Source organism: Rhodococcus gannanensis, assembly GCF_042681175.1.
Taxonomy (GTDB): Bacteria; Actinomycetota; Actinomycetes; order Mycobacteriales; family Mycobacteriaceae; genus Rhodococcus_G; species Rhodococcus_G gannanensis.
This window is the reverse complement of sequence record NZ_JBHUFB010000010.1, coordinates 353,067-377,388: the sequence shown is the minus strand read 5'-3', so window position 1 is coordinate 377,388 and position 24,322 is coordinate 353,067. Positions and strand designations below refer to the sequence as shown.

The following is a 24,322-nucleotide window of genomic DNA, read 5'->3' as shown; positions in this document are numbered from 1 at the left end:
CTGGGCTGCCCCTATCAATTTTGCGGCGATCAGGAAGGCGTGAACGTGGCGCAGAGTCGGATCCTTCGGCGAGCGGGGCTAGCGGTCTCATTGGGACTGGCCGCCATGCTGCTGTCGGGATGTTCGATCGACAATTCGGTGCTTCGCTTCGGATGGCCGTCGGGCATCACCCCCCAGGCCGAGCGGATGCGCGAACTGTGGACCTGGTCCGTCATCGCGGCCCTCTTCATGGGCGTGATCGTGTGGGGCCTGACGTTCTGGACGGTCATCTTCCACCGGAAGAAGAAGGACTCGCCGGAGTTCCCGCGGCAGACGGCATACAACGTGCCGCTCGAGCTGTTCTACACAGCAGTTCCCTTCGTGATCATCGCGGTGCTGTTCTACTTCACCGTGGTCGTGCAGAACTACGTCCACGAGAAGAAGGAAGACCCGAACGTCGTCGTCGACGTGACCGCCTTCCAGTGGAACTGGAAGTTCGGCTACCGCTCGATCGATCTCGGTGACGGCGCGGCCAAGTACGACGGCGTCGACGCCGAAGCCCAGGCTGCGGCCGAGGCTCCGGCCGAGGAGCAGGTCATCCACGGTCACGAGGTTCCGGGTCCGCTGGCCGGCAAGGGTGAGCACGACCTGTCCTACCTGCGTTACGACACCATCGAGACGGTCGGGTCGAGCACCGAGATCCCGATTCTGGTCCTGCCGACCGGCAAGCGGATCGAGTTCGTCCTCGCGGCGTCCGACGTCATCCACGCCTTCTGGGTTCCGGAGTTCCTCTTCAAGCGGGACGTCATGCCGAACCCGAAGGAGAACCACTCCGACAACGTCTTCCAGATCAGTGAGATCCAGAAGGAAGGCGCGTTCGTCGGCCGCTGCGCCGAGATGTGCGGCACCTACCACGCGATGATGAACTTCGAGGTTCGCGCGGTGAGCCCGGAGAAGTTCGCGGAGTACATCGAGCTGCGCAAGCCGGTGGACGAGGGCGGCAAGGCCATGACGACCGCCGAGGCTCTCGCCGAGATCGGTGAGTCGCCCGTCGCGACCTCCACCACGCCGTTCAACACCGACCGCACCTACCGCCAGGCCACCGAAGTTCTCGAGGGCGAGTACCAGTAAGCGGGTGCCCACGGCACTCAACGACCTCCCGGGCCGCACGGCTTCCGACGACCTCGCTACAAAGGACGAGCTGATATGAAGATCGAAGCGAAGCTCTTCGAGATCTTGACGGTGTTTTTCATCTTCATCGCCATCGTGTACGCCATCTTCACCGCCGTCTCGCGGACCGGCGTCGAGTGGGCGGGTACAACCGCGCTGGTACTGACCGGCGGGCTGAGCCTCATCATCGGCACGTACTTCCGGTTCGTCGCTCGCCGCCTCGACACCCGTCCCGAGGACTACGAGGACGCCGAGATCTCGGACGGCGCAGGCGACCTGGGCTTCTTCAGCCCCGGTAGCTTCTGGCCGATCCTGGTCGCCTTCGGCGCCGCGTTCACCGCTGTCGCGCTCGCGTTCTTCCAGCCGTGGCTGATCGTGGTCGGTGCCGTGCTGGTCATCGCCTCCGCTGCCGGCCTGGTGTTCGAGTACCACATCGGTCCCGAGAAGCACTGACACCGTAGGTTTTCGCGCCGAGGGCGCCGCACTCCCCGTGAGTGCGGCGCCCTCGGCGTTTCTGCTGTGGTTGTTGTGTCGAGCGAGTCCTACACGTGCACGTCGAACCCGAGATCGACGTCGGCGGCGGAGAGACCGCCGCGGATTCCCCAGTTCTCCGGAGGTACTTCCCGGAGCGTGATGGTGACGTGGTCGCGGGGGATTCCGAGCGCCGCGAGGCGGTCCACGACCTCGGTGTAGAGGTTCCGCTCGGCCTGACCGGATCTGCCCGCGAAGCAGTCGATCGACACGATGGTGCAGAACTCCGGTGCCGAGAGGTTCGGGGGAGTGGCGAATCGGTGCGGCGCATGGACGACGAGCCGCACGTGCTTGTCCTTGGCCGGGATGCGGAACGCGGCCACCAGCGCGCCGTGAACGGCGTCGACGATCGACACCTCCTCGGCTACCGAGTACTCGCGACGGACCTCGATCGTTGCGGTGGGCATGCGGCACACCTTGTCAGGCATGGACCGGGGAGGCAACGGTAGTTCGCCGGCGATGCGCGGCTCCATCCGTCCGGGCGGGACGATTCCTCCCGACCGCCCGGGACATCGGCCCCTTCCTCCCGGGACGATGCGTTCGACAGGATCGGTGTGTGACCACCGCACCACGCAACGCGAGCGCGCTCGCCGAGTTGCCGGAGCACCTGCGGTACGTGCTGCACCTGCGTGTCGTGTGCGGGCTCTCCGTCGACCGGGTTGCTCGGCTTCTGGACACCGATCCGAATCGTGTACTTCTTCTCCAGCACGAGGCGCTGAACGTACTGAGACGCATCCTGAGGCAGTCGGAGACGGTCGGCCAGGGCGCGCAGTTGCGGAACGCCACCGCCTGACGGGTGCGCAGCTCGGCCGTCGAGACGCGGGAGCGTCGTCGCGAGCCGGGGGAGTCGTTCGGGGCTGCTGCACGTCGGCGTCCGATCCCTACCGGGGTTGTCTGGGGCGCGGCCCGGCTTGTACAGGACGGACATACGGCGGAGTCACTCATGCCCGGCGTCACGACTTGATCTCCGTCGCGACGGCCCTCGTGCTGCTGATGACAGCCACTTGCCCATGCCCGACGGTTGAGGACGCCGCAGGGACGTCACGTAACAGTGTTCTCACCCGTGGGCGCGTACGGCGTCTCGTCGACAGCCAGGGTCGTGAGGTCGGTGGTGGGACAGCGAAACGGGGAAGGCCCCGAACCCGTGGTGGGTTCGGGGCCTTCCCCGTTTCGCGTGGACGCGATCAGTGCTTCGCGTCGCCGTCGGCAGACTCGATGCCCTTCGCATCGGAGTCGGTGCCGTGCACCTTGTCCTGGTACGCCTTGAGGATCGCGAGCTGCTCGTGTTCCTTCTCGTGCTCGGCGGCGAGGAGCGCGGCTGCCTCGTCCGCCGGGTCGGCGTACATCAGGCTGCCGAGGCCGGGCTTGCCTGCGGATCCCAGCTTGTTCATCTTCTTCGGAATCGCAGCACCCTGGTACTCCAGCGGGATCGGGTGGCCGTGGTCGTCGACCGGTCCGAGCGGCTGGTGCACCTCGATGTACTCGCCGTGCGGGAGGCGCTTGATGACGCCGGTCTCGATGCCGTGCTCCAGCACCGCGCGGTCGCTGCGCTGGAGACCCAGGCAGAACCGGTAGGTGATGAAGTACATGATCGGAGGCAGAATCACGATTCCGATACGGCCCATCCACGTCGTCGCGTTCACCGAGATGTCGAACTTGAACGCGATGATGTCGTTGATGCACATCAGGGTGAGAATCACGTAGAACGTGATCGCCATGGCGCCGAGCGAGGTGCGGACCGGCACGTCGCGGGGACGCTGCAGCAGGTTGTGGTGCGCATCGTCCTTGGTGAACTTCTTCTCGATCCACGGGTACGCGATCAGCACCGCGAAGACCAAGCCCATGATGACCGCGACGGCGAACACCGCGGGCACCGTGTAACGGCCGAACGGGTAGATCTCCCAGGCCGGCCACAGTCGGGCCAGGCCGTCCGTCCACATCATGTAGATGTCGGGCTGGACGCCCGCGGACACCTGGGACGCGTTGTACGGGCCGAGGTTCCAGATCGGGTTGATCTGCAGCACGCCACCCATGACGGCGAGGATGCCGAAGGTGAAGGCGAAGAACGCGCCACCCTTGAGGGCGAAGACCGGGAGGATACGGACGCCGACCACGTTGTTCTCGGTCCGGCCGGTGCCGGGGAACTGGGTGTGCTTCTGGTACCAGACCAGCGCCAGGTGGGCACCGATCAGGGCCAGGATGATGCCCGGGACGAGCAGCACGTGCGCGACGTACAGGCGCGGGATGATCAGCGTGCCCGGGAAGTCGCCGTCGAAGATCAGGAACTGCAGCCAGCTGCCGACGATCGGCACCGACAGGGTGATGCCGGACAGTGCGGCACGGAGGCCCGTGCCGGACAGCAGGTCGTCGGGGAGCGAGTAGCCGAAGAAGCCCTCGAACATCGCCAGGATGAGCAGCAGGCAGCCGATCACCCAGTTCGCCTCACGCGGGCGACGGAACGCGCCGGTGAAGAAGATGCGCAGCAGGTGGATGATGATCGACGCGGCGAACATCAGCGCAGCCCAGTGGTGGATCTGCCGGACGAACAGACCGCCACGGACCTCGAACGAGATGTCCAGGGTGGTCGCGTAGGCCCGCGACATCTCCACACCGCGCAGCGGCTGGTAGGCGCCGTTGTAGACGACCTCCGCCATCGACGGGTCGAAGAACAGGGTCAGGTACACACCCGAGATCAGCAGGATCAGGAACGAGTACAGCGCGATCTCGCCGAGCATGAAGGACCAGTGGGTCGGGAAGACCTTGTTGATCTGCTTCCGCATCCCGGCTGCCAGGTGGTAGCGCGAGTCCAGGTTCTCGCCGGCTTTTGCGGCGTGAGCTGCGGCCTTGGTCTGGCCGCCAGTGATGGTTGTCATGAACGACGCTCCCAGAATCCGGGGCCGACGGCTTCGATGAAGTCACCGTTGGCGACGAGGAAGCCCTCCTCATTGACTGTAATAGGCAACTGGGGCAGGGCGCGAGCAGCAGGACCGAAGATCGGCTTGCCGTACTGCAGAGCGTCGAACTGCGACTGGTGGCACGGGCAGAGGATCCGGTTGGTCTGCTGCTCGTACAGCGAGGTCGGGCAGCCCAGGTGCGTGCACAGCTTCGAGTACGCCCAGTAGTCGCCGAAGTTGAAGCTCTCCTGGCCCTTGCGGCGGACCGCACGTTCGCTGTCCTCGGTACGCAGGCGGATCAGCATGATCGGGTTGTCGGCGCGCTTGAGCGCGTGGGCGAGTGCCTTCTCGTCTCCACGCTCGGACTCGCGGAACGGGAAGACCGTCTCCATCGCGCCCGCGTCGAGATCCTCCGGGCGAACCAGGACGATGTCGTGCGGGCGGCCGGTGTAACGCCGCAGGTAGATGGTCTCGCCAGGGAACGTGGGGGTCCAACCGGTGGTCCACAGGTCGGACTTGTCGCCCTTGGCCCACGGATTCTTGATCAGGCCACCGAGCGGCATGATCGCCATGACGCCGAGCGCGCCGGCACCGAAACCGAGGGTGCGCTTGATGATCTTGCGACGACCGATCGTCGAGGTCTCGAGCGAGTCGCCGAGCTGCGCGACGATGGTCTTGCGGTCGACCTCGGCGGATCCGCCCTGGTCGTGCCGATCCTGGATCGACACCTCTTCGGGCACGAACTTCTTGGTGAACAGCACCGCGCCGATACCGAGCGACAGGATGGCAGTACCCATCGTCAATCCGATGAGCGGCGTGTACAGGTTGTACATCCCGTAGCCCTCTTCGCCGATGCCCTTGTACTCCCAGGGCCAGAAGAGGTAGATCGCGATGAACGCGATCGCCGAGATGCCCGCGAGCGCGAACCAGTAGGCGACGGCGCGCTCGGCGCGCTTCTCCGCCTTGGTGCCCTCGACGGACCAGCGCTCACGACGGAACGCGACGTCGACACCGTCGAGATTGGTGCCGAGCGTGACGAGCTCGTCGCGACTCATCGCGTCGAGTTCTTCCTTCGTGTAGTCCTTCTTCGGCGTGTCGCCGTGGCCGGCGTCGCTCATGACCTTGCTCCGATCCACAGCGCCGCACCGACGACCGCGACGATTCCGATAGCCCACATGGCAAGACCCTCGGGACCGGTGCCGAGGCCACCGAGGCCGTAGCCACCGGGGTTCGCCACCTCCGCGGAGTGCTTGATGTAGGCGATGATGTCCTGCTTCTCGTCCGGGCTCAGCTGACGGTCGGAGAACTTCGGCATGTTCTGCGGGCCGGTCACCATCGCCTGGTAGATCTGCTGTTCGTTCGCCGGCTCGAGCGGCGGTGCGAACTTGCCGGAGGACAGCGCGCCGCCCTGACCGGTGAAGTTGTGGCAGGAGGCGCAGTTCAGCCGGAACAGCTCGCTGCCGCGGGCGACGTCGTCGCCGCGCAGGGAGGTCGTCGCGACCTCACCGTTCTCGTCCCGCACGACGGTCGGGCCGCCGCCGTTGGCCTGGATGTAGGCGCCGATCGCGTCCGTCTGACGGGCGTCGAACTTCGTGGGCTTGCGCAGGGCCTGTGCTTCGTTGCGGACCATCGGCATACGGCCGGAGGACACCTGGAAGTAGACGGCGGCCTCGCCGACGCCGATGAGGCTGGGGCCGCGGTCCTGAACACCCTGCAGGTTCGCGCCGTGGCAGGTGACGCAGGAGGTGTCGTAGAGCTGCTTGCCCTCGCGGATCAGCGCGGACGCATCATCGGATGCGGTGGCGACCTGCGGGGTGGGCGTGAGGGCCGAGGCGAGGAAGCCGGCGCCGACAAGTCCCATCATCAGGATCAGCGCGCCGGTGATCCGGCGGCGGAACTTGCGCTGACGACGGGCTCTTGTTGCAGTCGCGCTGTCGGCGGCTGCTGAAGGGGGGGATGAACTCATCTGTATCCCTTTGGTCTCGCGGGACGGACTGAACGGGCTGGGGCTGGGTACTGCGTTCAGCTGCTAACGGATGAAATAGATGGTGGCGAACAGGCCGATCCACACGATGTCGACGAAGTGCCAGTAGTAGGACACGACGATGGCTGCCGTCGCCTGCGCGGGCGTGAACTTGCTGACCTTGGTTCGCACGAGCAGGAAGACGAAGGCGACGAGACCACCGATCACGTGCAGGCCGTGGAAGCCTGTCGTGATGTAGAAGACGGAGCCGTAGGCGCTGCTCGACAGCGTGGTTCCGTGCTCCACGAGGTGGATGTACTCGTACGCCTGACCGAGCACGAAGAAGGTGCCCATCGCCAGGGTGAGGATGTACCAGCGGCGCAGGCCGAAGACGTCGCCCTTCTCGGCGGCGAAAACGCCCATCTGGCACGTGAACGACGACGCCACGAGCACCGCGGTGACCGGCACGGCCAGTGCCAGGTTCAGCTCGGTGGGCTCCGGCGGCCAGTTGCCGTTTGCCTGTGCCCGCGCGACGAAGTACATCGCGAACAAACCAGCGAAGAACATGAGCTCGCTGGACAGCCAGATAATGGTGCCGACGCTGACCATGTTCGGCCGGTTCAGCGAGTGCACGCGCTGGGTGATTGCGGATCCTTGGGTCCCTACTGCGCTCGTCACAGAAGGAAGTATGACGCGTTGTCGTACGCGAGGACCACCCGGGTCCGCTGTTGGCGCGTCGTGCCCGAATTTCAGTATGCCCGAAGCGACGATTGTGCAGGTCGGTGATCGTGGCAGGCTGAACCCATGACTGGGGCAGCGTGGTGGCGGCAGCTTTTCGGGCGGCGTAAGAAGGTGTCGCTGAGCACCGACAGGACCGATCTGGTGGTGGTCGTGTCGAGCTTCGACGACGTCGAGGCGTGCAGCACCGCGCTCGACCGCGGTGCCGCGGCGGACCCCGCGTGGGCAGCGGACGAGCACGCCGTCCTGCGGCACCATCTGCGTCTGCCCGCCGCCGAGATCGACCGGGCGGTGGAACTCGCGGCCCAGGACGGTTACACCGTCGCCGCCGATCCGGTCGACGTGCCGCCGGTGTCGGCGGACGAACTGACGGCTGTGGTGTTGCAGCGCGTCCAGATCCTCGACGCGCTCCACTGCTCCCAGGAGAAGTCACGGATGGCGGGCCTGGCGCAACGGGCCGGTGGCACGGTCGTCGGTTGGGACGCCCTGCAGCCGTCGCCGAGCGGCGGCCACTGACTAAGCTGCGTTCCGGATTGCAGCGACGACAAGAGGCGGTTGGTATGGCGACGTGGCCCGAGGTGCTTGGCGCTCTGACGGACGGACAGGATCTCGACGCGGCAACCGCCAACTGGGCGATGAGCGAGATCATGTCCGACAACGCCACCTCGGCCCAGATCGCGGCATTTGGCATCGCGCTGAAGATGAAGGGACCGACCCCGTCCGAACTGGCAGGGATCGCCGACGCGATGCTGGCGAACGCCCGGACCCTCGACGTGGACGACGACGCCGTCGACGTGGTCGGCACCGGCGGCGATCGTCAGCACACGGTCAACATCTCGACGATGGCGTCGGTGGTGGTCGCCGCGGCAGGTGTCCGGGTGGTCAAGCACGGAAACCGTGCCGCGTCCTCGAAGAGTGGAGGTGCCGACGTCCTCGAGGCGCTCGGTGTCCGCATCAGCCTCGACCCGGCCGGGGTCGCGCAGTGCGTCCGCGAGGTCGGCATCGGATTCTGCTTCGCGCCCACCTTCCATCCGGCGTTCCGGTTCACCTCCGGTCCGCGCAAGGAGATCGGCATCCCCACCGTCTTCAACGTCCTCGGGCCGCTCACCAACCCGGCCCGGCCGCGAGCCGGGCTGATCGGTTGTGCATTCGCCGATCTCCAGCCGGTGGTCGCGGGCGTGCTGGCGAGGCGAGGAGTGTCCGCGCTGGTCGTCCGCGGGGACGACGGGCTCGACGAGATCACCACCTCGACGACCAGCACCGCGTTCGTGGTCGACGGTGGGTCCGTGCGTGAGGCCCGGATCGATCCGACCGCACTGGGGATCGAGCGGGTTCCGCTCGACGCGCTGCGCGGTGGTGACGCCGAGGCCAATGCCGCGATCGCCCGATCGGTGCTGGCCGGCGACCGTGGCCCGGTGCACGACGCGGTGGTGCTGAACGCCGGTGCGGCGATCGCCGCGCATCGCGGGCTCGGCGGAAACCTGGACGACGCGCTTCGGGCAGGCATCGCGAGCGCCGTCGAGGTCGTCGACAGCGGTGCCGCCGCCGATCTGCTGGCCCGCTGGGTGGAAGTGAGCAGCCGCCTCGCCGGGTAGTGGTGGGCCTGGCCCCGGCCACAGATCCGGCCGGGGCCCTCACGATCACTCGCCGATGGAGAAGGCCGCCTCGACGTCTGCGCTCGCATAGGAACGGAAGGCGATGTGGGTGGTGGTCCGCAGGACGCCGTCGACCTTGTTTATCGCGCCGGTGACGACGTCGGCGATCTCGTCGTGGCTTCGCACCTTGACGACGGCGATGAGATCGACGTCGCCCGCGCAGGAGTACACCTCCGACACGCCGCCGATGTCGGCGACGGCCTGGGCGGTCTCGGGGATCCGGTTCGCCTCGGCGTGAATGAGGACGATGGCGTTGATCATCTCGCTCCTAGTGACGGGGGTGCGGTGCCCGTTCAGCGTATTCGCCCGCACCTCGGGCAAGCGCGCACCACTGCTGCCAGGAACCGGCGCCGTGCGCGGGTTCCCGGTAGCCGTCGCTGGTTCGGACGATCCTGACGCCGGGTGCGTCGAGCCAGTTCGCGACCAACCGCACCTCGTCGGCCATGGCGCCGCGCAGCGGTGACTCCTCGGGAAGGACCGTCTCGGCGGCGAGGACGAGCGCGTCGACCACGGGCATCGGCGCGACGCCGCGCTGCGCGACACCGGCGGACGCGAGCCGCCCGGACCTGATCACCGCGAACTCCCATCCACCTTCCTCTCTCGGGCGCGCGGCGACGAGTTCCTCGATCGCGGCGACCGACGCGAGTCGCTGACAGCGGCGCAGCGCGCTCGCGAGGGCGGCGGTCCGGTCGCGGAGCCGGGCCGCGTTCTCGAACAGTTCGGCGAGCGCGAGGTCCTCGATCCGTGTGCGCAGGTCCCGCAGCGGGGCATCGGTTGCGCCGCGGATCAGGTTCCGCGTCAGCGCGACCGCCGTCGCGTAGGCGGCAGCGGACTGGGGAGTGCTGCCTGCCGGGCAGCCGCCGACGGCGTCGTCGGGGCAGTCAGGGCCGTGAACGGCGTCCTGTCTGATCTTTCGGGTGCAGTGCCGCAGACGGCACGCCTCGGTGATCGTGGCTGCGACGTCGGCGGCGTCGGATCGGTTGCCGAACGGTCCGAGCGCGTCGGGACCTGCGCGCCGGGTCACCGAGAGCCGGGGGAACGCCTCGTCGGTGAGGGTGATCCACCAGGCGCGCTTCGGGAACTTGGAACGGCGGTTGTACGGCGGCGCGTGCGCCGCGAGCAGTCGGAGCTCACGGACACCGGCTTCGAGACCGTGTGCGCACTCGACGTGGTCGACGCGCGTGGCGAGCGCGACCATCTCCTTCATTCTCGGGCGGGTCTCGGAACCGGTGAAGTAGCCGCGGACCCGCCGTTGCAGGTTGACGGCCGTCCCGACGTACAGCGCCTCGTCGGAGGGCCCGCGAAAGAGGTAGACACCCGGCGTTCGGGGCAGGTGCGCGGCGAGGCCGCGCTTGCCGCGCTGGGCGGCGGAGACGTTCGGGAGGTAGTCGACCAGTTCCGGATAGCTGTGCACACCCAGGTTGCCCACCCGCTCGATCAGGGCGTGCAGGACGTCGACGGTGGCTCGGGCGTCGTCGAGTGCCCGGTGTGTGGGCCGGGTGGACACCCGGAACAGGTCTGCCAGTGCGGACAGCTTGACCGAGGGTGCCTCCTCGCGGGAGAGGACCCGCCTGGCCAGGCGCACGGTGCACAGGACCTGGAACGGCGGCCAGGAGAGATCGCACCGGGTGGTCGCGGCGCGGAGGAAGCCGATGTCGAACGGTGCGTTGTGAGCCACCAGGACTGCGCCGCGCGCGAACTCCAGGAAACTCGGCAGCACCTGCTCGATGCGCGGAGCGTCGACGAGCATCGCCGAGGTGATCCCGGTCAGGCGCACGATGTGGGGCGGCATCGTCCGGCCCGGGTCGACGAGCGTCGACAGCTCTCCGACGACCTCGCCGCCGCGGATCTTGACGGCGCCGATCTCGGTGATCGCGTCGTCACCCGCATTGCTGCCGGTCGTCTCGAGGTCCACGACGACGAAGGTGGTGTCACGCAGCGGGGTGTCCAGTTCGTCGAACGCCAACTGGCGTGCCGTCTCGTCGCGGGAACTCACGGGCCGGACAGTAGGGCGCGGCACCGACATCCTCCGACGGCGGAGTGTCGGGGTGGTCCTCACCGTGGTCGCGTCCCGCGGTTCGTGTCGGACGGCGGCGCTACTTTGCGGGTGTCGAGGCCCGGAAAACGCCCGGGACGACCGAAAGAGACGAGGGTCACAGTGATTGTCGATTGCAGCGAATGCGCCGTGTGCGGCCCCGCGTGCGAGGACTGCGTCGTCACGGTGCTCCTCGGGTACCCAGACGCCGCGGACTCCACGCAGACCCCACGGTCGGGTGTTGTTGCGCGGATGAGTGTTGAGCAGGACGAACGGGTTGCTCTCGGTGTGCTGGCCGACAACGGGCTCGTGCCTCCACTCCGGCTCGTCCGGTCGGCCGAGTGCACGCAGACCAGTCGGTCGTTATCTGTTCGTGATGAAGGTGCTGCCTAGTTGCCGAACGCAGCCCGAAATAGGCGAAATGTCCGCTTTCGGCGGTTCGGTGAGTCGACACCGCCGGGGTGCTTTCGTAATCTTCTCGAGACCTTGCGGAGTCTCGCCGCCCCACACCGGAGCGGCGTCGCGAGGTACCGCCTAATCGAACTCCCGTGAGGGACTCGAATCGGGAACCCACCGTTATCTGGGGTGAATCCCGTCGGAGCGCGCCAGCGCGGGACGACGGGTAGGGCTGATCTTCCCAGCCCGAACCCGTCAGCTAACCCGGTCGGCGGAGGAATGGAAGAAAGGCACCTCCTTTCGTGGCAACACTGAGCTCCAAGGCCCGACGCGCCGCCGTCGCCGGCACCCTCACCCTCGGCGCGCTCACGGCAACCGCCGCACCGGCTATGGCCGAGCCCGTCACCGTTCCCGGCGTCGGCGTCTTCGACATCCCGGGTGTCCCCGCCCAGACGATCGAGATCCCGGGTCTCGAGCAGCTTCAGGCCCAGTTCCCCGACGCTCCCGTGCCCGCCCCTGCCGCCATCATCACCGCAGGTCAGAAGGCTGTCGACGCCGCTGCCAGCAAGATCGGCGCCCCGTATGTGTACGGTGCGAGCGGCCCGGACGCCTTCGACTGCTCCGGACTGGTCCAGTGGGCGTTCAAGCAGGCCGGACTGAACCTGCCCCGCACCAGCTACGACCAGGCCGCCGCGGGCACCCCGGTCTCGGCCAACGCCCTGCAGCCCGGCGACGTCGTCTCCTTCTACGGCGGCTCGCACTCCGGCATCTACGCCGGCAACGGTGAGGTCATCCACGCCGCCACCTCCGGTGTCCCGGTCAAGCGCGTTCCGCTGTCCTCGATGCCGATGGACGGCGCGCGCCGCTACTGACGCACCCGGCATCACGACAGGAGTGCCCTGCGACAGGGGAAGTGTCGCAGGGTGTGTGTCGGCCTCTGTGGGCCCGGCGATCCGAGAAGGATCGCCGGGCCCACAGTCGTTCACGGCCCACACCTGGCGGCGACGTGACGTCGTCCCGGCGGAGTGGACACCGCCGTATGCCGTTCCGTAACCTTGCCGAGACCTTTCCGCGAGGAAGAACAGGAGTACCCGGTTCGTGGCGTCACTGAGAAAGCGGTCGACCGCAGTCGCGACCGGGGTGCTCACCTTCGCACTGATCGCCGGCGTCACCGGACCGGCAGGCGCCGATCCCGCGATCGACAACCCGACTGCTGCACTCGAACGGCTCACAGAGCTCTCCCGGACGTCCGAGCAGACGGCAGAGGCGATGCACAACGCGCAGATCGACCTCGACTCGAAGCTGGCCGTCCAGCGTGATGCCGAGACCCGCCACCAGCAGGACATCGAGCGCCTCGACGCCGCCCGCGCGGAGATGGCCCGATTCCAGCCGGCCATCGACCGGCTGACGGCGGCCAATTACCAGGGCGGCCGGGTGAACCGCCTGTTCGCGGTGATGATCTCCGATTCGCCGCAGCAACTGCTCGACCAGATGTCGACGCTCAGCGTGCTGTCCGCGGACACCGCCGCGCAGGTACGCGAGTTCAAGGACGCCAGCGACGTGGCGACCGCGGCCGAGGAGTCGTCGCGCCGGTCCGCCGACGACGCCAGGACCGCGACAGAACACGCCCGGGTCATCAGCGACGACCTGCAGCGCACTCAGAGCGACCTGAAGGAACAGATCGCCGAGGTGACCGCCGCGTTCGCGGAGCTGAGCAGTGCGGAGAAGGCCCAGCTCGCCGGTTCTGTGTTCCCACCGGGTTACGACCCGTCGATCGTGCTGCAGGGCCTCGTGCCCGGGTCCAACGCGAGCGCGCTCCAGGCGGCGCTCACCCAGGTCGGCAAGCCCTACGTGTGGGGCGCCACGGGTCCCGACGGTTACGACTGCTCCGGCTTGATGGTGTGGGCGTACCGGCAGATCGGCAAGACACTGCCGCGTTCGAGTCAGGCGCAGGCCGCGTCCGGTGTTCCCGTGCGCAAGGCGGACCTCCAGCCCGGCGACCTCGTCCTGTACTACGACGACGCGTCCCACGTCGGCATGTATGCGGGCAACGGCAACATCGTCCATGCGTCGACCTACGGTGTGCCCGTCAAGGTGGCACCGCTGGACGCGTATCCGTTCTACGGCGCCCGTCGGTACTGACCATCGAGCGGGAGGATGCGCCGCGCCCGACGCGGCGGGGGATTCGGCGCTGGGAGGCGGTTGCGCTCGCAGGGCTGCTCGTTGCGGTTGCGGGTGCCGCGGGAACGGTTCTGAATCAGCGGTCCGAGGGTCACTCGGCAGCCGCATCCGAGGTGAGTCCGTTCGAGCAGGCTCGTCGCACCGGAGTCCAGGACCTGCTGAACCGGTGGGCGAAGGCGGTCCGCTCGGGTGACGAGGCGGCACTGGCCGCGCTGTTCGACGCGGGGGCCGCACCGGAGTTCCTGGCCGCCGAGGTGCGCCGCTCGCGCAACCTGACGGGTGTACCCCTGGCCGACTGGGGCTACGAGATCGGTTCCGGGCCCGAGACCCCGGTGCCGAGTGACGTCGCCGAGCGTCTGCAGGCGACGGACGTCTGGGCGCCGCACGTGTTCCTCCGGTACGGGATCGCGGGCGCGGACACCGCGTCGACCCGCAAACCCGTCTCCCTCGTGGTGGCCCGGCGCGGCGACGAATGGAAGCTCGTCTCCGACGCCGCCCTCCCGCAGTACGACCGGAGCACCTGGCGCGGGCCGTGGGACTTCGGTCCGGTGGTGTCGCGCACGGTGGAGACGGACGGCGGCGTCTCGGTGGTGCTCGGGCATCCGTGGCAGCAGGCCCGCATCGACGACATCGCCACCGAACTCGTCGCCGCGGTTCCCGCGGTCACCGAGGTGTGGGGCACGCAGTGGCCACGTCGCGCGCTCGTCATCGTCGCTGCCGACCAGGAGGAGTTCACCCACCAGGTCGGCGAGCAGCACAGCGGCTCGGACATCGCCGCCGTCTCGATCTCCGACGCCGTCGTTCCCGGTGCGGCAGCAGTCACGGGTCAGCGAATCGTGTTCAGCCCCACCGCGGGTGAGCGCCTCACCGAGGCGAGCAGACGGGCGGTGCTGCGGCACGAACTCACCCACGTCGCGGCACGGGCGACGACCGTCGACGGGTCACCGATGTGGGTGCTCGAGGGCTTCGCCGACTATGTCGGCCACCGCGACTCCGGTGCCACCGTCGCCGAGGTCGCACCGACGGTGTCCGCAGCCGTGGCGGCACACGGCCCGCCGTCGCGTCTGCCGTCGGACGCCGACTTCGCGGCGGGCGGGGACCGGTCCCTGGCCGCGTACGAATCCGCCTGGACGGTGGCCGAATTCGTCGCCGACCGGTTCGGCGAGGACGAGTTGCGGTCGCTGTACGGGGAACTGTCCGCCGGGCCCGCGGACGATGCGACGATCGACCATCGGGTCCGGTCGGCGATCGGTGTTCCGACGCAGGAGTTGATCGGCGAGTGGGGGACCTGGCTCGCCGACACCGTGCGCTGAGCGTCGGACGGCAGACCCGACAACGGTCGACCCGACCCCTCCTCCCGCGCCGCGTCGTGTACCGCCTACCGTGATCGCATGCGTCGAACCCTGCTGGTCACGAACGACTTTCCGCCCCGACCGGGTGGCATCCAGTCCTACCTGCAGTCCCTGACGGCGGCACTGCCCGCGCACGAGTTGGTCGTGTACGCGCCCCGCTGGCGCGGCGACAGTCACACCCGGTTCGACGCCGATCAGCCCTTCGAGGTGGTTCGCCATCCGACGACGCTGATGGTGCCGACGCCGCTGGTCGCGCGGAAGGCCGCGAAACTGGTGCGCCGGCACGACTGCGAGACCGTCTGGTTCGGTGCAGCGGCTCCGCTGGCGTTGCTCGGACCTCACCTGCGCCGCGCCGGGGCCGGTCGGATCGTGGCGAGCACGCACGGTCACGAGGTCGGGTGGTCGATGATTCCGGGGGCGCGTCAGTCGCTCCGTCGGATCGGGGACACCACCGACGCCGTCACCTACGTCAGCAAGTACACACGGCGTCGGTTCTCGGCGGCGTTCGGTCCACGAGCCGGTCTCGAACACGTTCCGCCCGGCGTGGACAGCGAGGTCTTCCGGCCCGATCCGGCGGCACGAGCCGAGCTGCGGGCCCGTTACGGGCTGGGGGAGCGGCCCACGATCCTGTGCCTGTCCCGGCTCGTTCCGCGCAAGGGCCAGGACGTCCTGATCCGGGCGCTACCCCGGATCCGGCGCGCCGTCGACGGGGCCGTGCTGGTGATCGTCGGCGGCGGACCCTACGAGGAGAAGCTGCGCGGACTGGCGCGGGCGGTGGGCGTCGAGGACCACGTGGTGTTCACCGGCGGTGTCGCGTCGGCGGAACTCGCCGCGCACCACACGATCGCCGACGTGTTCGCGATGCCGTGCCGCACCCGCGGAGCGGGCCTCGACGTCGAGGGGTTGGGCATCGTGTACCTGGAGGCGTCCGCGTCCGGTGTCCCGGTGATCGCAGGCAACTCCGGTGGCGCCCCGGAGACGGTCCGCGAGGGCGAGACCGGGCACGTCGTGAACGGCCGCTCGGTCGAGGCGGTGGCCGACTCGGTGATCTCGGTGCTCTCGGACCGCGACCGTGCCGAGGCGATGGGGATCGCGGGTCGGGCCTGGGTGTCCGAGCACTGGCGCTGGGACGTCCTCGCGGCTCGCCTCGCCGGGTTGCTGTAGGCCCACATACGGCCGAGTGCGCGGATTCGGTGGCCGGAGCCGGCGAATCCGCGCACTCGGGACGAGACCTTCTACCGGCTGTAGATGGCCTCGATTGCCGCGCCGTGGTTCTGCACGATGATGTTGCGCTTTAGCTTGAGGGTCGGCGTCAGCTCGCCGGTCTCCTCCGTGAAGTCGAGCGGCAGGATCCGGTACTTCTTGATGGACTCGGCCGCCGACACCAGCTTGTTCGCCCCGGCGATCGCCTCGTCGACCTCCGCGATCAGGTCCACGTCGGAGAGCAGGCTCTCGATCGTCGCGTCCGTGGCCTTGCCGTTGCGCTCGAGCCACCCGGGCCAAGCCTCGGGGTCGATGGTGATGAGCGCGGCGATGAACGGCTTCTGGTCACCGACGACGAGCGCCTGACTGATCAGCGGGTGGGCGCGCAGGTTGTCCTCGAGGACCGCGGGGGCGACGTTCTTGCCGCCGGCGGTGACGATGATCTCCTTCTTGCGGCCCGTGATGCTGAGGTAGCCCTCGGTGTCGAGCGAGCCGAGGTCTCCGGTGTGGAACCAGCCGTCCTCGATGGCGTCCTTCGTCGCCGCCTCGTTCTTCCAGTACTCGGTGAACACGACCGGTCCCTGGAGGAGGATCTCGCCGTCCTCGGCGATGCGGACGGAGTTGCCCGCCAACGGCTTTCCGACTGTGCCGATCTTCTGGTGGCCGGGGGAGTTGACCGTGATCGCCGCCGTGGTCTCGGTGAGGCCGTAGCCCTCGTAGATCGTGACGCCGAGTCCACGGAAGAAGTGGCCGAGCCGCGCGCCGAGCGGAGCGCCACCGGAGATGGCGAGCTGGCACTGGCCCCCGAGGGCCGCCTTGAGCTTGCCGTAGACCAGCTTGTCGAAGACGGTGTGCTTGAGGTTCAGCACGAAGCCGGCGCCGCCGGTGTCCTGGGCCTCGCTCCACGCGATGGCGACCTCCGCCGCCGCGTCGAAGATCTTGCCCTTGCCCTCGTTGTGCGCCTTCTGGCGGGCGGTGTTGTAGACCTTCTCGAACACGCGCGGCACCGACAGGATGAAGTCGGGCTTGAACTCGCCGAACGTGGCCACGATGTTCTTGGTGTCGGAAGTGTGGCCGACGGTGGTGCCCGCGTTGAACGCCGCGAGGCTCACGGCCCGGGCGAGTACGTGCGCGAGCGGCAGGAACATCAGGTTGCGGCGGCCGGGCTGGAGCAGTGCGCCGAATCCGGAGGTGGCGATCGCGTTCGACTCGGCGATGAGATTGGCGTGCGTGAGCATGCAGCCCTTGGGGCGGCCGGTCGTGCCCGAGGTGTAGATCAGGGTGGCCGGATCCGAGGCCTTCAGCGCGGCCGTCCGGGCCCGGACCTCGTCGTCGGCGACGTCTGCGCCGCGCTGGACAAGCGTCGCGATCGCGCCGGGCTCGTCGTCCCCGGGTTCGATCTGCAGGACGGTCGTCAGGTCGGGGAAGTCGCCCGTGACACCGGCGACGGTGCTGGAGTGGTCGGCGCTCTCGACGATCAGGGCGACGGCGGCGGAGTCCTGCAGGATCCAGCGGACCTGCTCGGCCGAGGAGGTCTCGTAGATCGGAACGGTGACGCCGCCCGCGGACCAGATCGCGAAGTCGACGATCGGCCACTCGTAACGGGTCCCCGACATGAGGGCGACGCGGTCACCGGGCTTGACGCCGGACGCGATCAGGCCCTTGGCGACGGCGGTCACGGTCTCGGCGATCTCGGCGGCGGACACGTCGATCCAGGCGCCGCCCGAGACGCGCTTGAAGAGTGCGAGGTCGGGATTCTTCTCGGCGTGGGTGTACACCGCGTCGACGGCGGATCCGTCCTCGGGAACGGTGAAGTTGAGGGGGACACTGAACTCACGCACGTGAGGCCTCCGACCTGAAGAATACTGACGAGTAGGTAGTGTGCAACTCCACTGTAAACCCTGGCGGATGCGACCTGCGCCACGCGAGACGAGGGTGATGTGTGAAGCTGTCCGGGTGAGCAGCATTCAGGTCGCGGACCAGACGTTCGTCGCGGCAGCCCCCGAGCGGGTCGCCGAGTCTCTGGCCGCGAGACGCAAATGGGGCCGCTGGTGGCCGGACCTTCGACTCGACGTCCGAGAGGACCGCGCCGAGAAGGGCATTCGCTGGACGGTCGACGGGGCGCTCACCGGCACGATGGAGGTCTGGCTCGAGCCCGAGTTGGACGGCACGATCGTCCACTACTTCCTGCACGCCGAGCCCGCCGGAGTGGCGCCCGCGGACGTGCCCTCGCTCGACCTCGCGGAACTGAACCACGCTCGCCGGCTGGCGGGCAAGGTCGTCACGTTCGAGGTGAAGCGTGAACTCGAGGCGGGTCGTCCCGCCGGGGAGTCCCCCCAGGCCAGCTGACGCCGCGGCGCGCTGACGACGCGGAGGAAAGAGAGCACTCTCGGATGCCGGAGAAGACCAAGAGGTCGATCACGATCGCGGCGCCGCCCGAGCGGGTGATGGACGTGATCGCGGACTATGACACGTACCCCGAATGGGTCGCGGCCGCGAAATCGGTCGAGGTACTCGAGGTCGGGTCGTCCGGTCGCGCCCACCGCGTGCGCTTCGTGCTGGACGCGGGGATGGTCAAGGACACCTACGTGCTCGAGTTCGAGTGGGCGGCGGACGGTCGCGCGGTGTCCTGGGAGCTGGTCTCCGGTGAGATCCAGCGGGCGCAGTCCGGGTCGTACCTGCTCGCCCCGCAGCCCGACGGCTCGACACTCGTCACCTACGAACTGACCGTGGACCTGACGATCCCGATGATCGGACTGTTCAAACGGAAGGCGGAGCGGGCGATCACCGACACTGCGCTGAACGAGCTCAAGAAGAGGGTGGAGGGCTGAGTCCGCGGGAGGCCGACACGCATCCGCGGGTGCAGTTCGTCGTCGGCAAGGGAGGCGCAGGCAAGTCGACCGTGGCCGCTGCGATCGCGGTGGCCGCCGCGCGTTCGGGCACGCGGGTCCTCGTCGTCTCGCTCGATCGGGCGCATTCGCTCGGGACCGTGTTCGGGGTGGACACGACACCGGGCTGCGCGGACGCCGTGCACGACGTGCCCGGGCTGTTGCGTGGCGCGATCTCGATCCTCGAACTCGACACCCGGGCCTTGCTCGAGCGCAGGCTGACGACGCTGGCCGCCCTCGTGCCCGCGGGCGGGGACCACGATCACGCCTCGCCGCTGTCGCTGCCCGAGCCGGAGGAGCTGACGGCGTTGCCGATCGCCGAGGAGCTGATCGGACTCGGTGAGGTGGCGTCGCTCGTGGGCAGCGGCGACTGGGATCTGGTCGTGGTCGACTGCCCCGCGACCGCCGACGCCACCCGACTGCTGACGGTCCCCGATCTCGTGGCCGACGGCGTCGAACGGGTCTGGCCACGGCACGCGCGGGTCACGCTGGGGCAGGGTGCCGCGCAATGGCAGTTGGTGACGGCGTTGCTCGTGGACCGCCTCGTCGATTCCACGGTGCCGATTCGCGAGCTCCTCTCGGACCCCGACCGGTGTGGGGTTCGGTTGGTGACCGAGCCGCGGCGGGTGGCCGCCGACGAGGCGAGGCGCACCGTCACCACACTCGCGCTGCTGGGTCTCCGGCTCGACGAGGTGGTCGTCAACGGTGTACTGCCACAGGACGATCGGGCGGGCTCCGTCGAGTCGGGCGAGGAGGTCCGGTCGAGCCCGCAGCGGTGGTACGCCCGCCGGAGTGCGCAGCAGGCCGAGGTGCTGGCCGAGGTGCGGGATGCCCTGGGAGGCACGGCGGTTCGGGTGATTCACGACGACGGCGGAGAGCCGGTAGGGTGGGACGCTCTCGGCGCCGTCGTCGACGACGCCTTCCCGGCCGGGATCGATCCCGCGTCCGTGGGCGAGTCGGAGCGCACCGCGCCGACCGTGGAACTCGAATCGGGAACGGGGGTCGACTCTGTGTACGCGTTGCGGATTCCGCTTCCCCTCGTCGATCCCGCGTCGGTGACCCTCGGGCGGGTCGGCGACGACCTCCTCGTCGGGGCCGCGGGAATCCGGCGGCGCTGGCCGCTGGCGTCGGTGCTCAAGCGATGCGACGCGGTCGCCGCGGACGTGGAGGGCGACGACCTGGTGGTGCGGTTCCGGCCGGACCCGGAGGTGTGGCCGCAGTGACCCCGGACCACGCCGCGTTGATGGCGGAACTGCGGTCGCTCGCCCTGGCCGCCCTCGATCGGATCGAGCCGATCCTCGAACGCGCCGCGCAGGGTGTCGCGGAGTCCGCAGGTGACACCGCCGACGACAGGTCCGAGTCCGCCGCCGACCGGGACGGGCAGGCGTCCACCCCGTCGGGTTGCGCGTGGTGCCCGGTGTGCGCGCTCGTGGCCCTGGTCAAGGGGGAGCCGCACGACCTGGTCACCCTGCTGAGTTCTCAGATCGCAGCGCTTCTCGCTCTGCTGCGGGCCCTGCTGGCAGAGCACGACGGCCACGACGGCCCGGGCGGCGGAGCCGGAACGGACGGGGAAGCGCCGACGACGCGGACCCGCGCCTTCGTTCCGATCCAGGTCCGGATCGAGGACAATCCCGAGACATGACGACTGCGCGCGGGTCCGGCCTCACGATCGGTGTCGACGTCGGTGGCACGAGTATCCGCGCAGCCGTCGTGGATCGCGGCGGGGACGTCCTCGACACGGCGCAGGCTCCGACGCCGCGGTCGGCGCCCGCGCTGGAGGACGCGCTCGATCGAACTCTGCGCGAACTGATGCGCCGCAACGACGTCGACGCCGTCGGTCTCGCCGTCGCGGGGTTCGTCTCGCAGGATCGCAACCTCGTCCGGTTCGCCCCGCACCTGCCGTGGGTCGAGGTGGAGGTGGCCCGCGAGCTGGGTGCCCGACTGGGGTTGCCCGTCGTCCTCGAACACGACGCGAACGCGGCGGCCTGGGCCGAACGCCGCTTCGGTGCCGCCACGGGTGGAGGCAACGTGGTCACGGTCGCGATCGGCACGGGCATCGGCGCGGCGTTGCTCGTGGACGGCGAGCTGTATCGCGGAAGCTACGGGGTTGCGCCGGAACTCGGTCATCTGCAGGTGGTGCCCTTCGGGCGACCGTGCTCCTGCGGGAAGCGCGGGTGCTGGGAACGGTATTGCAGCGGAACGGCGTTGGTGGAGACGGCGATCGAGTTCCTCGCCGCTGACCCGTCGGAGTCGACCGTGCTGGCGGCGGAGGTGGCCCGTGATCCCGGTTCGCTGACGGGACGCAGGATCGCGGGCGCGGCACGGGACGGTGACGTCCTGGCGGTGCGGGTCATGGCCGAGTTCGCCCGCTGGCTCGGCATCGGGCTGGCGATGGTCGCCGACGTCTTCGACCCGGAGCTGATCGTGATCGCCGGTGGCGTCGCGAGCTCGGCCGGCCTGTTCCTCGACGACGCGCGGGAGCAGTACGTCCGTTCGCTCACCGGGTCGGGCCATCGCCCGCTCGCCCGGATCCGGCCCACGCAGCTCGGCGAGGCCGCGGCGATGGTCGGGGTCGCGGACCTCGCCGCCACCCGCATGTGACAGTCGGCACAGCGTGCGTGTCGTCGTGTGGTCGCGCACACCGGGCGTCGGTACAGTGCGGAGCACGGGACGCGTAGTCCGGGTCGGGAGGCGCGCATGTGGTACTGGCTCTTCAAGTATGTCCTGCTCGGACCGCTGCTGTTCGCCCTCGGCAGGCCCCGAATCGAAGGCGCGCAACACCTTCCGTCGCACGGCCCGGCGATCCTCGCAAGCAACCACCAGGCCGTGATGGACTCGTTCTATCTGCCGCTGCGGGCCCCGCGGCGCATCACCTTCCTCGCGAAGAGCGAGTACTTCACCGGCACCGGCCTGACCGGACGATTCCAGAAGTGGTTCTTCACGGCTGCCGGTCAGGTGCCCATCGACCGCACCGGTGCCGACGCGGCGGCGGATGCGCTCGCCGCGGGGCTGCGGGTGCTCGGCGACGGCAACCTGCTCGGCATCTACCCGGAGGGAACGCGGTCCCCGGACGGGCGGCTGTACAAGGGCAAGACCGGGATGGCCCGGATGGCGCTCGCCTCCGGAGTGCCGGTGATCCCGGTCGCGATGATCGGTACGGCGAAGCTCAACCCCATCGGCTCGCGCCTGCCGCGGCCGGCGAAGATCGTGGTCCGGATCGGCGAGCCCATCGACTTCTCCCGGTTCAACGGGATGGCAGGAAACCGCTTCGTCGAACGTGCCGTCACCGACGAGGTGATGTACAAGCTGATGCAGCTCTCCGGCCAGGAGTACGTCGACGTCTACGCGGCATCGCTCAAGGAACCCGCGCCGAACGCACCGATCCGATCCGGGGCCGCCGCGTCGGGATGATCAGGACACCGGGACCGGAACGGCCTCGGTGTGTGGCGCGGTCCGGTCCGGCCGTACGGGCAGACGCATCAGCGCGATCAGACCCAGCGTCGCGGTGCCCCACCAGACGTAGGAGGACGCGAGCACCTGGTCCGCGATCGGCCAGTCGAGGCCGCTCGACCGGCCCGGGGTGAGCCGCCAGTGCGGGGCGACGACGAACAGCGCGACGCCGCCGAGTGTCCACGCGGTCCAGACGGGCCGCTGCCACGGCATCTGTTCCGCCCGGCACAGCGCCAGATGGCCGAACGCCATCAGCAGCGGCACCGCCCACACCCAGTGGTGCGACCAGGAAACCGGCGAGACCAGCAAACCGAGCACCGCGACCGAGCCCAGGGCGAGCACCAGGTGGCCGGCAGCCAGCGCGCGCCGGACCGCGACCGCCGCGAGGACCAGCAGCAGCCCGCAGCACACGAGCCAGACGACCGACCGCGTCGCACCCTCGAGGCCGAGGCGAGCGAGCATGCCGGTGACGGACTGATTGGCCGGGTAGGCCGGCCGGCCGATGCGGTTGGAGTCCAGGAGGGTCTCGGTCCAGTACTGCTTCGCGTCGTCGAACGTCACCAGGAACCCGAGGGCGGTGCCGGCGAGGAATCCGATCCCGGTGGTCACGGTGGCGCGGAAGTCCTTGCGCAACAGGAAGAACAGCACGAACACCGCGGGCGTCAGTTTGACCGCCGCGACCAGTCCGACGAGCAGCCCGCGTGGCCACGGTGTGCGGGGCAGCAAGCAGTCCAACGCCACCAACACCATCAGCACGATGTTGATCTGCCCGTAGTCGAGCGTCGAGTACACCGGCTCGAGGACGAGTGCACCTGCGAACACGGCCACCGCCGTCCACGCCGCCGTCGCGCGGTCCACGATCCCGAGCGAGCGCAGCGTCAACGCGATCGTTCCGAGCAGGGCCGCCAGCGTGACGACCGTCAGCACGGCGCTCGCCTGGTCCAGGCTGATCAGGGACAGCGGGCTGAACACGATCGCCGCGAGCGGGGGATACGTGAACGGCAGCGCGTTCCCGATCGCGGTCGGAGGCATGGCGCCGTACAGAGCGGCGCCGTCCGCGAGCGCGCTTCCGCCGAGTCGGTAGACGTCCAGGTCGATGCGGTAGTACGCACCGAACTCACGGAGGTACGGGAACCCGACGAGGTTGTAGGCGATGCCGACCAGCGCGGCGACGGCCGCCGTCACCCGCAGAGCCGCGCCCGCGGGGGTCGACGCCGGGGGCAGCCAGCCGCGACGGGGCGTCGTAGTGGCGGCGTCGCCGACCGGCGGAGCAGTCGCAGAATCACCGACCGGCCGAGCGGTCGCAGAATCGCGGGGAGTCGACACCAGTGCATCCTTCGGTTCGGGGGCGGTCGCATCACCAGTGTGACGGGCGCATAGGGTGCCCGTCGTGCGCTACTTCTACGACTGCGAGTTCATCGAGGATGGTCGCACAATCGACCTTGTCTCCATCGGCGTGGCCGCCGAGGACGGCCGCGAGTTCTACGCGGTGTCCACCGAGTTCGACGAGTCCCGGGCAGGCAAGTGGGTCCGGGGCAACGTGTTGCCGAAGCTGCCGCCGCGCACGTCCCCGGCGTGGCGTAGCCGTGACAAGATCCGGGACGACCTGCTGAAGTTCCTGATCCCGCGGCCCGGCATCGTGCCGGAACTGTGGGCGTGGGTGGCCGCGTACGACCACGTCGCGCTCTGCCAGTTGTGGGGTGACATGACGGCGTTGCCGCAGTCGATGCCGCGGTTCACGAGGGAGCTCAAGCAGCACTGGGAGGACGCGGGCAGGCCGGCGCTGCCGCCCGCCCCGAGCGACGCGCACGACGCACTGGCCGATGCGCGCCACAACCTCGTCAAGTTCGAGGCGATCCGCCGAGCGCAGACCCTGCGCTGACGGGC

25 protein-coding genes and 1 riboswitch are annotated in these 24,322 nt (G+C 69.0%); of the genes, 16 read left to right on the top strand and 9 right to left on the bottom strand.

The genetic code is table 11. The annotated features are described in order from the left end of the window. Positions 1-39 precede the first annotated feature (39 nt). Positions 40-1,110 (top strand): aa3-type cytochrome oxidase subunit II, encoded by a 1,071-nt coding sequence (gene ctaC / locus ACFSJG_RS12735; RefSeq protein ID WP_378485585.1) that lies wholly within the window; start codon positions 40-42, stop codon positions 1,108-1,110. Positions 1,111-1,185: 75 nt separating this feature from the next. Continuing rightward, the gene (locus tag ACFSJG_RS12730; RefSeq protein ID WP_378485584.1) at positions 1,186-1,602 is read left to right on the top strand and encodes a cytochrome c oxidase subunit 4; all 417 of its coding nucleotides are present in this window, start codon (positions 1,186-1,188) and stop codon (positions 1,600-1,602) included. An 89-nt stretch (positions 1,603-1,691) separates the two neighbouring features. On the opposite strand, the gene ACFSJG_RS12725 is transcribed toward ACFSJG_RS12730, so the two are convergent. After that, positions 1,692-2,087 carry a tautomerase family protein gene (locus ACFSJG_RS12725; RefSeq protein WP_378485583.1) on the bottom strand — a complete coding sequence of 132 codons (396 nt, stop codon included), beginning with the start codon at positions 2,085-2,087 and terminating at the stop codon, positions 1,692-1,694. Between the two features lie 149 nt (positions 2,088-2,236). Here ACFSJG_RS12725 and ACFSJG_RS12720 point away from each other — a divergent pair, with 149 nt between their 5' ends. Continuing rightward, positions 2,237-2,473, top strand: a complete 237-nt coding sequence (locus ACFSJG_RS12720; RefSeq protein ID WP_378485582.1) for an RNA polymerase subunit sigma-70 — start codon at positions 2,237-2,239, stop codon at positions 2,471-2,473. A 391-nt stretch (positions 2,474-2,864) separates the two neighbouring features. Here the strand turns inward: ACFSJG_RS12720 and qcrB are convergent, their stop codons facing one another. The 4 genes from qcrB to ctaE form a co-directional block, all read right to left on the bottom strand. Continuing rightward, entirely contained in the window at positions 2,865-4,553 is a 1,689-nt protein-coding gene (qcrB, locus tag ACFSJG_RS12715; protein WP_378485581.1) for a cytochrome bc1 complex cytochrome b subunit, read from the bottom strand. Further along, positions 4,550-5,692, bottom strand: a complete 1,143-nt coding sequence (gene qcrA / locus ACFSJG_RS12710; protein ID WP_378485580.1) for a cytochrome bc1 complex Rieske iron-sulfur subunit — start codon at positions 5,690-5,692, stop codon at positions 4,550-4,552. Before qcrA ends, qcrB begins: the two co-directional genes overlap by 4 nt. Further along, complete coding sequence (qcrC, locus tag ACFSJG_RS12705; RefSeq protein ID WP_378485579.1) at positions 5,689-6,540, bottom strand: cytochrome bc1 complex diheme cytochrome c subunit; 852 nt, start codon at positions 6,538-6,540, stop codon at positions 5,689-5,691. Before qcrC ends, qcrA begins: the two co-directional genes overlap by 4 nt. A 63-nt stretch (positions 6,541-6,603) precedes the next feature. Beyond that, on the bottom strand, positions 6,604-7,215 hold the full coding sequence (gene ctaE, locus ACFSJG_RS12700) for an aa3-type cytochrome oxidase subunit III (RefSeq protein ID WP_378485578.1): 612 nt from the start codon (positions 7,213-7,215) through the stop codon (positions 6,604-6,606). Between the two features lie 126 nt (positions 7,216-7,341). On the opposite strand from ctaE, the gene ACFSJG_RS12695 reads away from it, so the two are divergent. Continuing rightward, the gene (locus ACFSJG_RS12695) at positions 7,342-7,791 is read left to right on the top strand and encodes a hypothetical protein (RefSeq protein ID WP_378485577.1); all 450 of its coding nucleotides are present in this window, start codon (positions 7,342-7,344) and stop codon (positions 7,789-7,791) included. A 44-nt stretch (positions 7,792-7,835) separates the two neighbouring features. Then, entirely contained in the window at positions 7,836-8,870 is a 1,035-nt protein-coding gene (trpD, locus tag ACFSJG_RS12690) for an anthranilate phosphoribosyltransferase (protein WP_378485576.1), read from the top strand. Positions 8,871-8,915: 45 nt separating this feature from the next. Here trpD and ACFSJG_RS12685 read toward each other — a convergent pair whose 3' ends face one another. Together ACFSJG_RS12685 and ACFSJG_RS12680 are read right to left on the bottom strand one after the other, a co-directional pair. After that, a complete protein-coding gene (locus ACFSJG_RS12685) occupies positions 8,916-9,191 on the bottom strand; it encodes an Lrp/AsnC family transcriptional regulator (RefSeq protein ID WP_378485575.1) in 276 nt (91 codons plus the stop codon). Positions 9,192-9,198: 7 nt separating this feature from the next. Next, positions 9,199-10,956 carry a DEDD exonuclease domain-containing protein gene (locus ACFSJG_RS12680; protein ID WP_378485574.1) on the bottom strand — a complete coding sequence of 586 codons (1,758 nt, stop codon included), beginning with the start codon at positions 10,954-10,956 and terminating at the stop codon, positions 9,199-9,201. A gap of 530 nt (positions 10,957-11,486) precedes the next feature. After that, positions 11,487-11,651: riboswitch (cyclic di-AMP (ydaO/yuaA leader) on the top strand. Between the two features lie 12 nt (positions 11,652-11,663). Here ACFSJG_RS12680 and ACFSJG_RS12675 point away from each other — a divergent pair. From ACFSJG_RS12675 to ACFSJG_RS12660, 4 genes are all read left to right on the top strand, one after another. Next, positions 11,664-12,233, top strand: a complete 570-nt coding sequence (locus tag ACFSJG_RS12675; protein WP_378485573.1) for a C40 family peptidase — start codon at positions 11,664-11,666, stop codon at positions 12,231-12,233. 226 nt (positions 12,234-12,459) lie between these two features. Then, positions 12,460-13,503: a C40 family peptidase gene (locus ACFSJG_RS12670; RefSeq protein WP_378485572.1), complete on the top strand. Its 1,044-nt coding sequence runs from the start codon at positions 12,460-12,462 to the stop codon at positions 13,501-13,503. A 74-nt stretch (positions 13,504-13,577) separates the two neighbouring features. Beyond that, a complete protein-coding gene (locus ACFSJG_RS12665) occupies positions 13,578-14,855 on the top strand; it encodes a peptidase MA family metallohydrolase (protein WP_378485967.1) in 1,278 nt (425 codons plus the stop codon). A gap of 78 nt (positions 14,856-14,933) precedes the next feature. Next, positions 14,934-16,058: a glycosyltransferase family 4 protein gene (locus ACFSJG_RS12660; protein WP_378485571.1), complete on the top strand. Its 1,125-nt coding sequence runs from the start codon at positions 14,934-14,936 to the stop codon at positions 16,056-16,058. A 71-nt stretch (positions 16,059-16,129) separates the two neighbouring features. On the opposite strand, the gene ACFSJG_RS12655 is transcribed toward ACFSJG_RS12660, so the two are convergent. Beyond that, positions 16,130-17,938, bottom strand: coding sequence for an AMP-dependent synthetase/ligase (locus tag ACFSJG_RS12655; RefSeq protein ID WP_378485570.1), 1,809 nt, complete (start codon positions 17,936-17,938; stop codon positions 16,130-16,132). Positions 17,939-18,053: 115 nt separating this feature from the next. On the opposite strand from ACFSJG_RS12655, the gene ACFSJG_RS12650 reads away from it, so the two are divergent. The 6 genes from ACFSJG_RS12650 to ACFSJG_RS12625 all read left to right on the top strand — a co-directional run bounded on the left by ACFSJG_RS12650 (position 18,054) and on the right by ACFSJG_RS12625 (position 22,396). Beyond that, positions 18,054-18,446 (top strand): polyketide cyclase / dehydrase and lipid transport, encoded by a 393-nt coding sequence (locus tag ACFSJG_RS12650; protein ID WP_378485569.1) that lies wholly within the window; start codon positions 18,054-18,056, stop codon positions 18,444-18,446. Positions 18,447-18,490: 44 nt separating this feature from the next. Further along, positions 18,491-18,928 carry an SRPBCC family protein gene (locus ACFSJG_RS12645; RefSeq protein WP_378485568.1) on the top strand — a complete coding sequence of 146 codons (438 nt, stop codon included), beginning with the start codon at positions 18,491-18,493 and terminating at the stop codon, positions 18,926-18,928. A gap of 29 nt (positions 18,929-18,957) precedes the next feature. Then, the gene (locus ACFSJG_RS12640) at positions 18,958-20,208 is read left to right on the top strand and encodes an ArsA family ATPase (RefSeq protein ID WP_378485567.1); all 1,251 of its coding nucleotides are present in this window, start codon (positions 18,958-18,960) and stop codon (positions 20,206-20,208) included. Further along, positions 20,205-20,627, top strand: coding sequence for a hypothetical protein (locus tag ACFSJG_RS12635; RefSeq protein WP_378485566.1), 423 nt, complete (start codon positions 20,205-20,207; stop codon positions 20,625-20,627). The genes ACFSJG_RS12640 and ACFSJG_RS12635 overlap by 4 nt, the downstream gene beginning before the upstream one ends. Then, entirely contained in the window at positions 20,624-21,586 is a 963-nt protein-coding gene (locus ACFSJG_RS12630) for an ROK family protein (RefSeq protein ID WP_378485565.1), read from the top strand. The genes ACFSJG_RS12635 and ACFSJG_RS12630 overlap by 4 nt, the downstream gene beginning before the upstream one ends. A 96-nt stretch (positions 21,587-21,682) precedes the next feature. Next, entirely contained in the window at positions 21,683-22,396 is a 714-nt protein-coding gene (locus ACFSJG_RS12625; protein WP_378485564.1) for a lysophospholipid acyltransferase family protein, read from the top strand. Here ACFSJG_RS12625 and ACFSJG_RS12620 read toward each other — a convergent pair whose 3' ends face one another. Next, complete coding sequence (locus tag ACFSJG_RS12620; RefSeq protein WP_378485563.1) at positions 22,397-23,761, bottom strand: glycosyltransferase 87 family protein; 1,365 nt, start codon at positions 23,759-23,761, stop codon at positions 22,397-22,399. 64 nt (positions 23,762-23,825) lie between these two features. Here ACFSJG_RS12620 and ACFSJG_RS12615 point away from each other — a divergent pair, with 64 nt between their 5' ends. Then, positions 23,826-24,317 (top strand): polyadenylate-specific 3'-exoribonuclease AS, encoded by a 492-nt coding sequence (locus ACFSJG_RS12615; protein WP_378485562.1) that lies wholly within the window; start codon positions 23,826-23,828, stop codon positions 24,315-24,317. Positions 24,318-24,322 lie beyond the last annotated feature (5 nt).

What these genes read in the sequence shown, in the direction of transcription:
- ACFSJG_RS12730 (WP_378485584.1), top strand. Translation starts at nt 1,186, where the DNA reads ATGAAGATCGAAGCGAAGCTCTTCGAGATCTTGACGGTGTTTTTCATC.
- ACFSJG_RS12725 (WP_378485583.1), bottom strand. Translation starts at nt 2,087, where the DNA reads ATGCCCACCGCAACGATCGAGGTCCGTCGCGAGTACTCGGTAGCCGAG.
- qcrB (WP_378485581.1), bottom strand. Translation starts at nt 4,553, where the DNA reads ATGACAACCATCACTGGCGGCCAGACCAAGGCCGCAGCTCACGCCGCA.
- qcrA (WP_378485580.1), bottom strand. Translation starts at nt 5,692, where the DNA reads ATGAGCGACGCCGGCCACGGCGACACGCCGAAGAAGGACTACACGAAG.
- qcrC (WP_378485579.1), bottom strand. Translation starts at nt 6,540, where the DNA reads ATGAGTTCATCCCCCCCTTCAGCAGCCGCCGACAGCGCGACTGCAACA.
- ACFSJG_RS12695 (WP_378485577.1), top strand. Translation starts at nt 7,342, where the DNA reads ATGACTGGGGCAGCGTGGTGGCGGCAGCTTTTCGGGCGGCGTAAGAAG.
- trpD (WP_378485576.1), top strand. Translation starts at nt 7,836, where the DNA reads ATGGCGACGTGGCCCGAGGTGCTTGGCGCTCTGACGGACGGACAGGAT.
- ACFSJG_RS12685 (WP_378485575.1), bottom strand. Translation starts at nt 9,191, where the DNA reads ATGATCAACGCCATCGTCCTCATTCACGCCGAGGCGAACCGGATCCCC.
- ACFSJG_RS12680 (WP_378485574.1), bottom strand. Translation starts at nt 10,956, where the DNA reads ATGTCGGTGCCGCGCCCTACTGTCCGGCCCGTGAGTTCCCGCGACGAG.
- ACFSJG_RS12660 (WP_378485571.1), top strand. Translation starts at nt 14,934, where the DNA reads ATGCGTCGAACCCTGCTGGTCACGAACGACTTTCCGCCCCGACCGGGT.
- ACFSJG_RS12645 (WP_378485568.1), top strand. Translation starts at nt 18,491, where the DNA reads ATGCCGGAGAAGACCAAGAGGTCGATCACGATCGCGGCGCCGCCCGAG.
- ACFSJG_RS12630 (WP_378485565.1), top strand. Translation starts at nt 20,624, where the DNA reads ATGACGACTGCGCGCGGGTCCGGCCTCACGATCGGTGTCGACGTCGGT.
- ACFSJG_RS12625 (WP_378485564.1), top strand. Translation starts at nt 21,683, where the DNA reads ATGTGGTACTGGCTCTTCAAGTATGTCCTGCTCGGACCGCTGCTGTTC.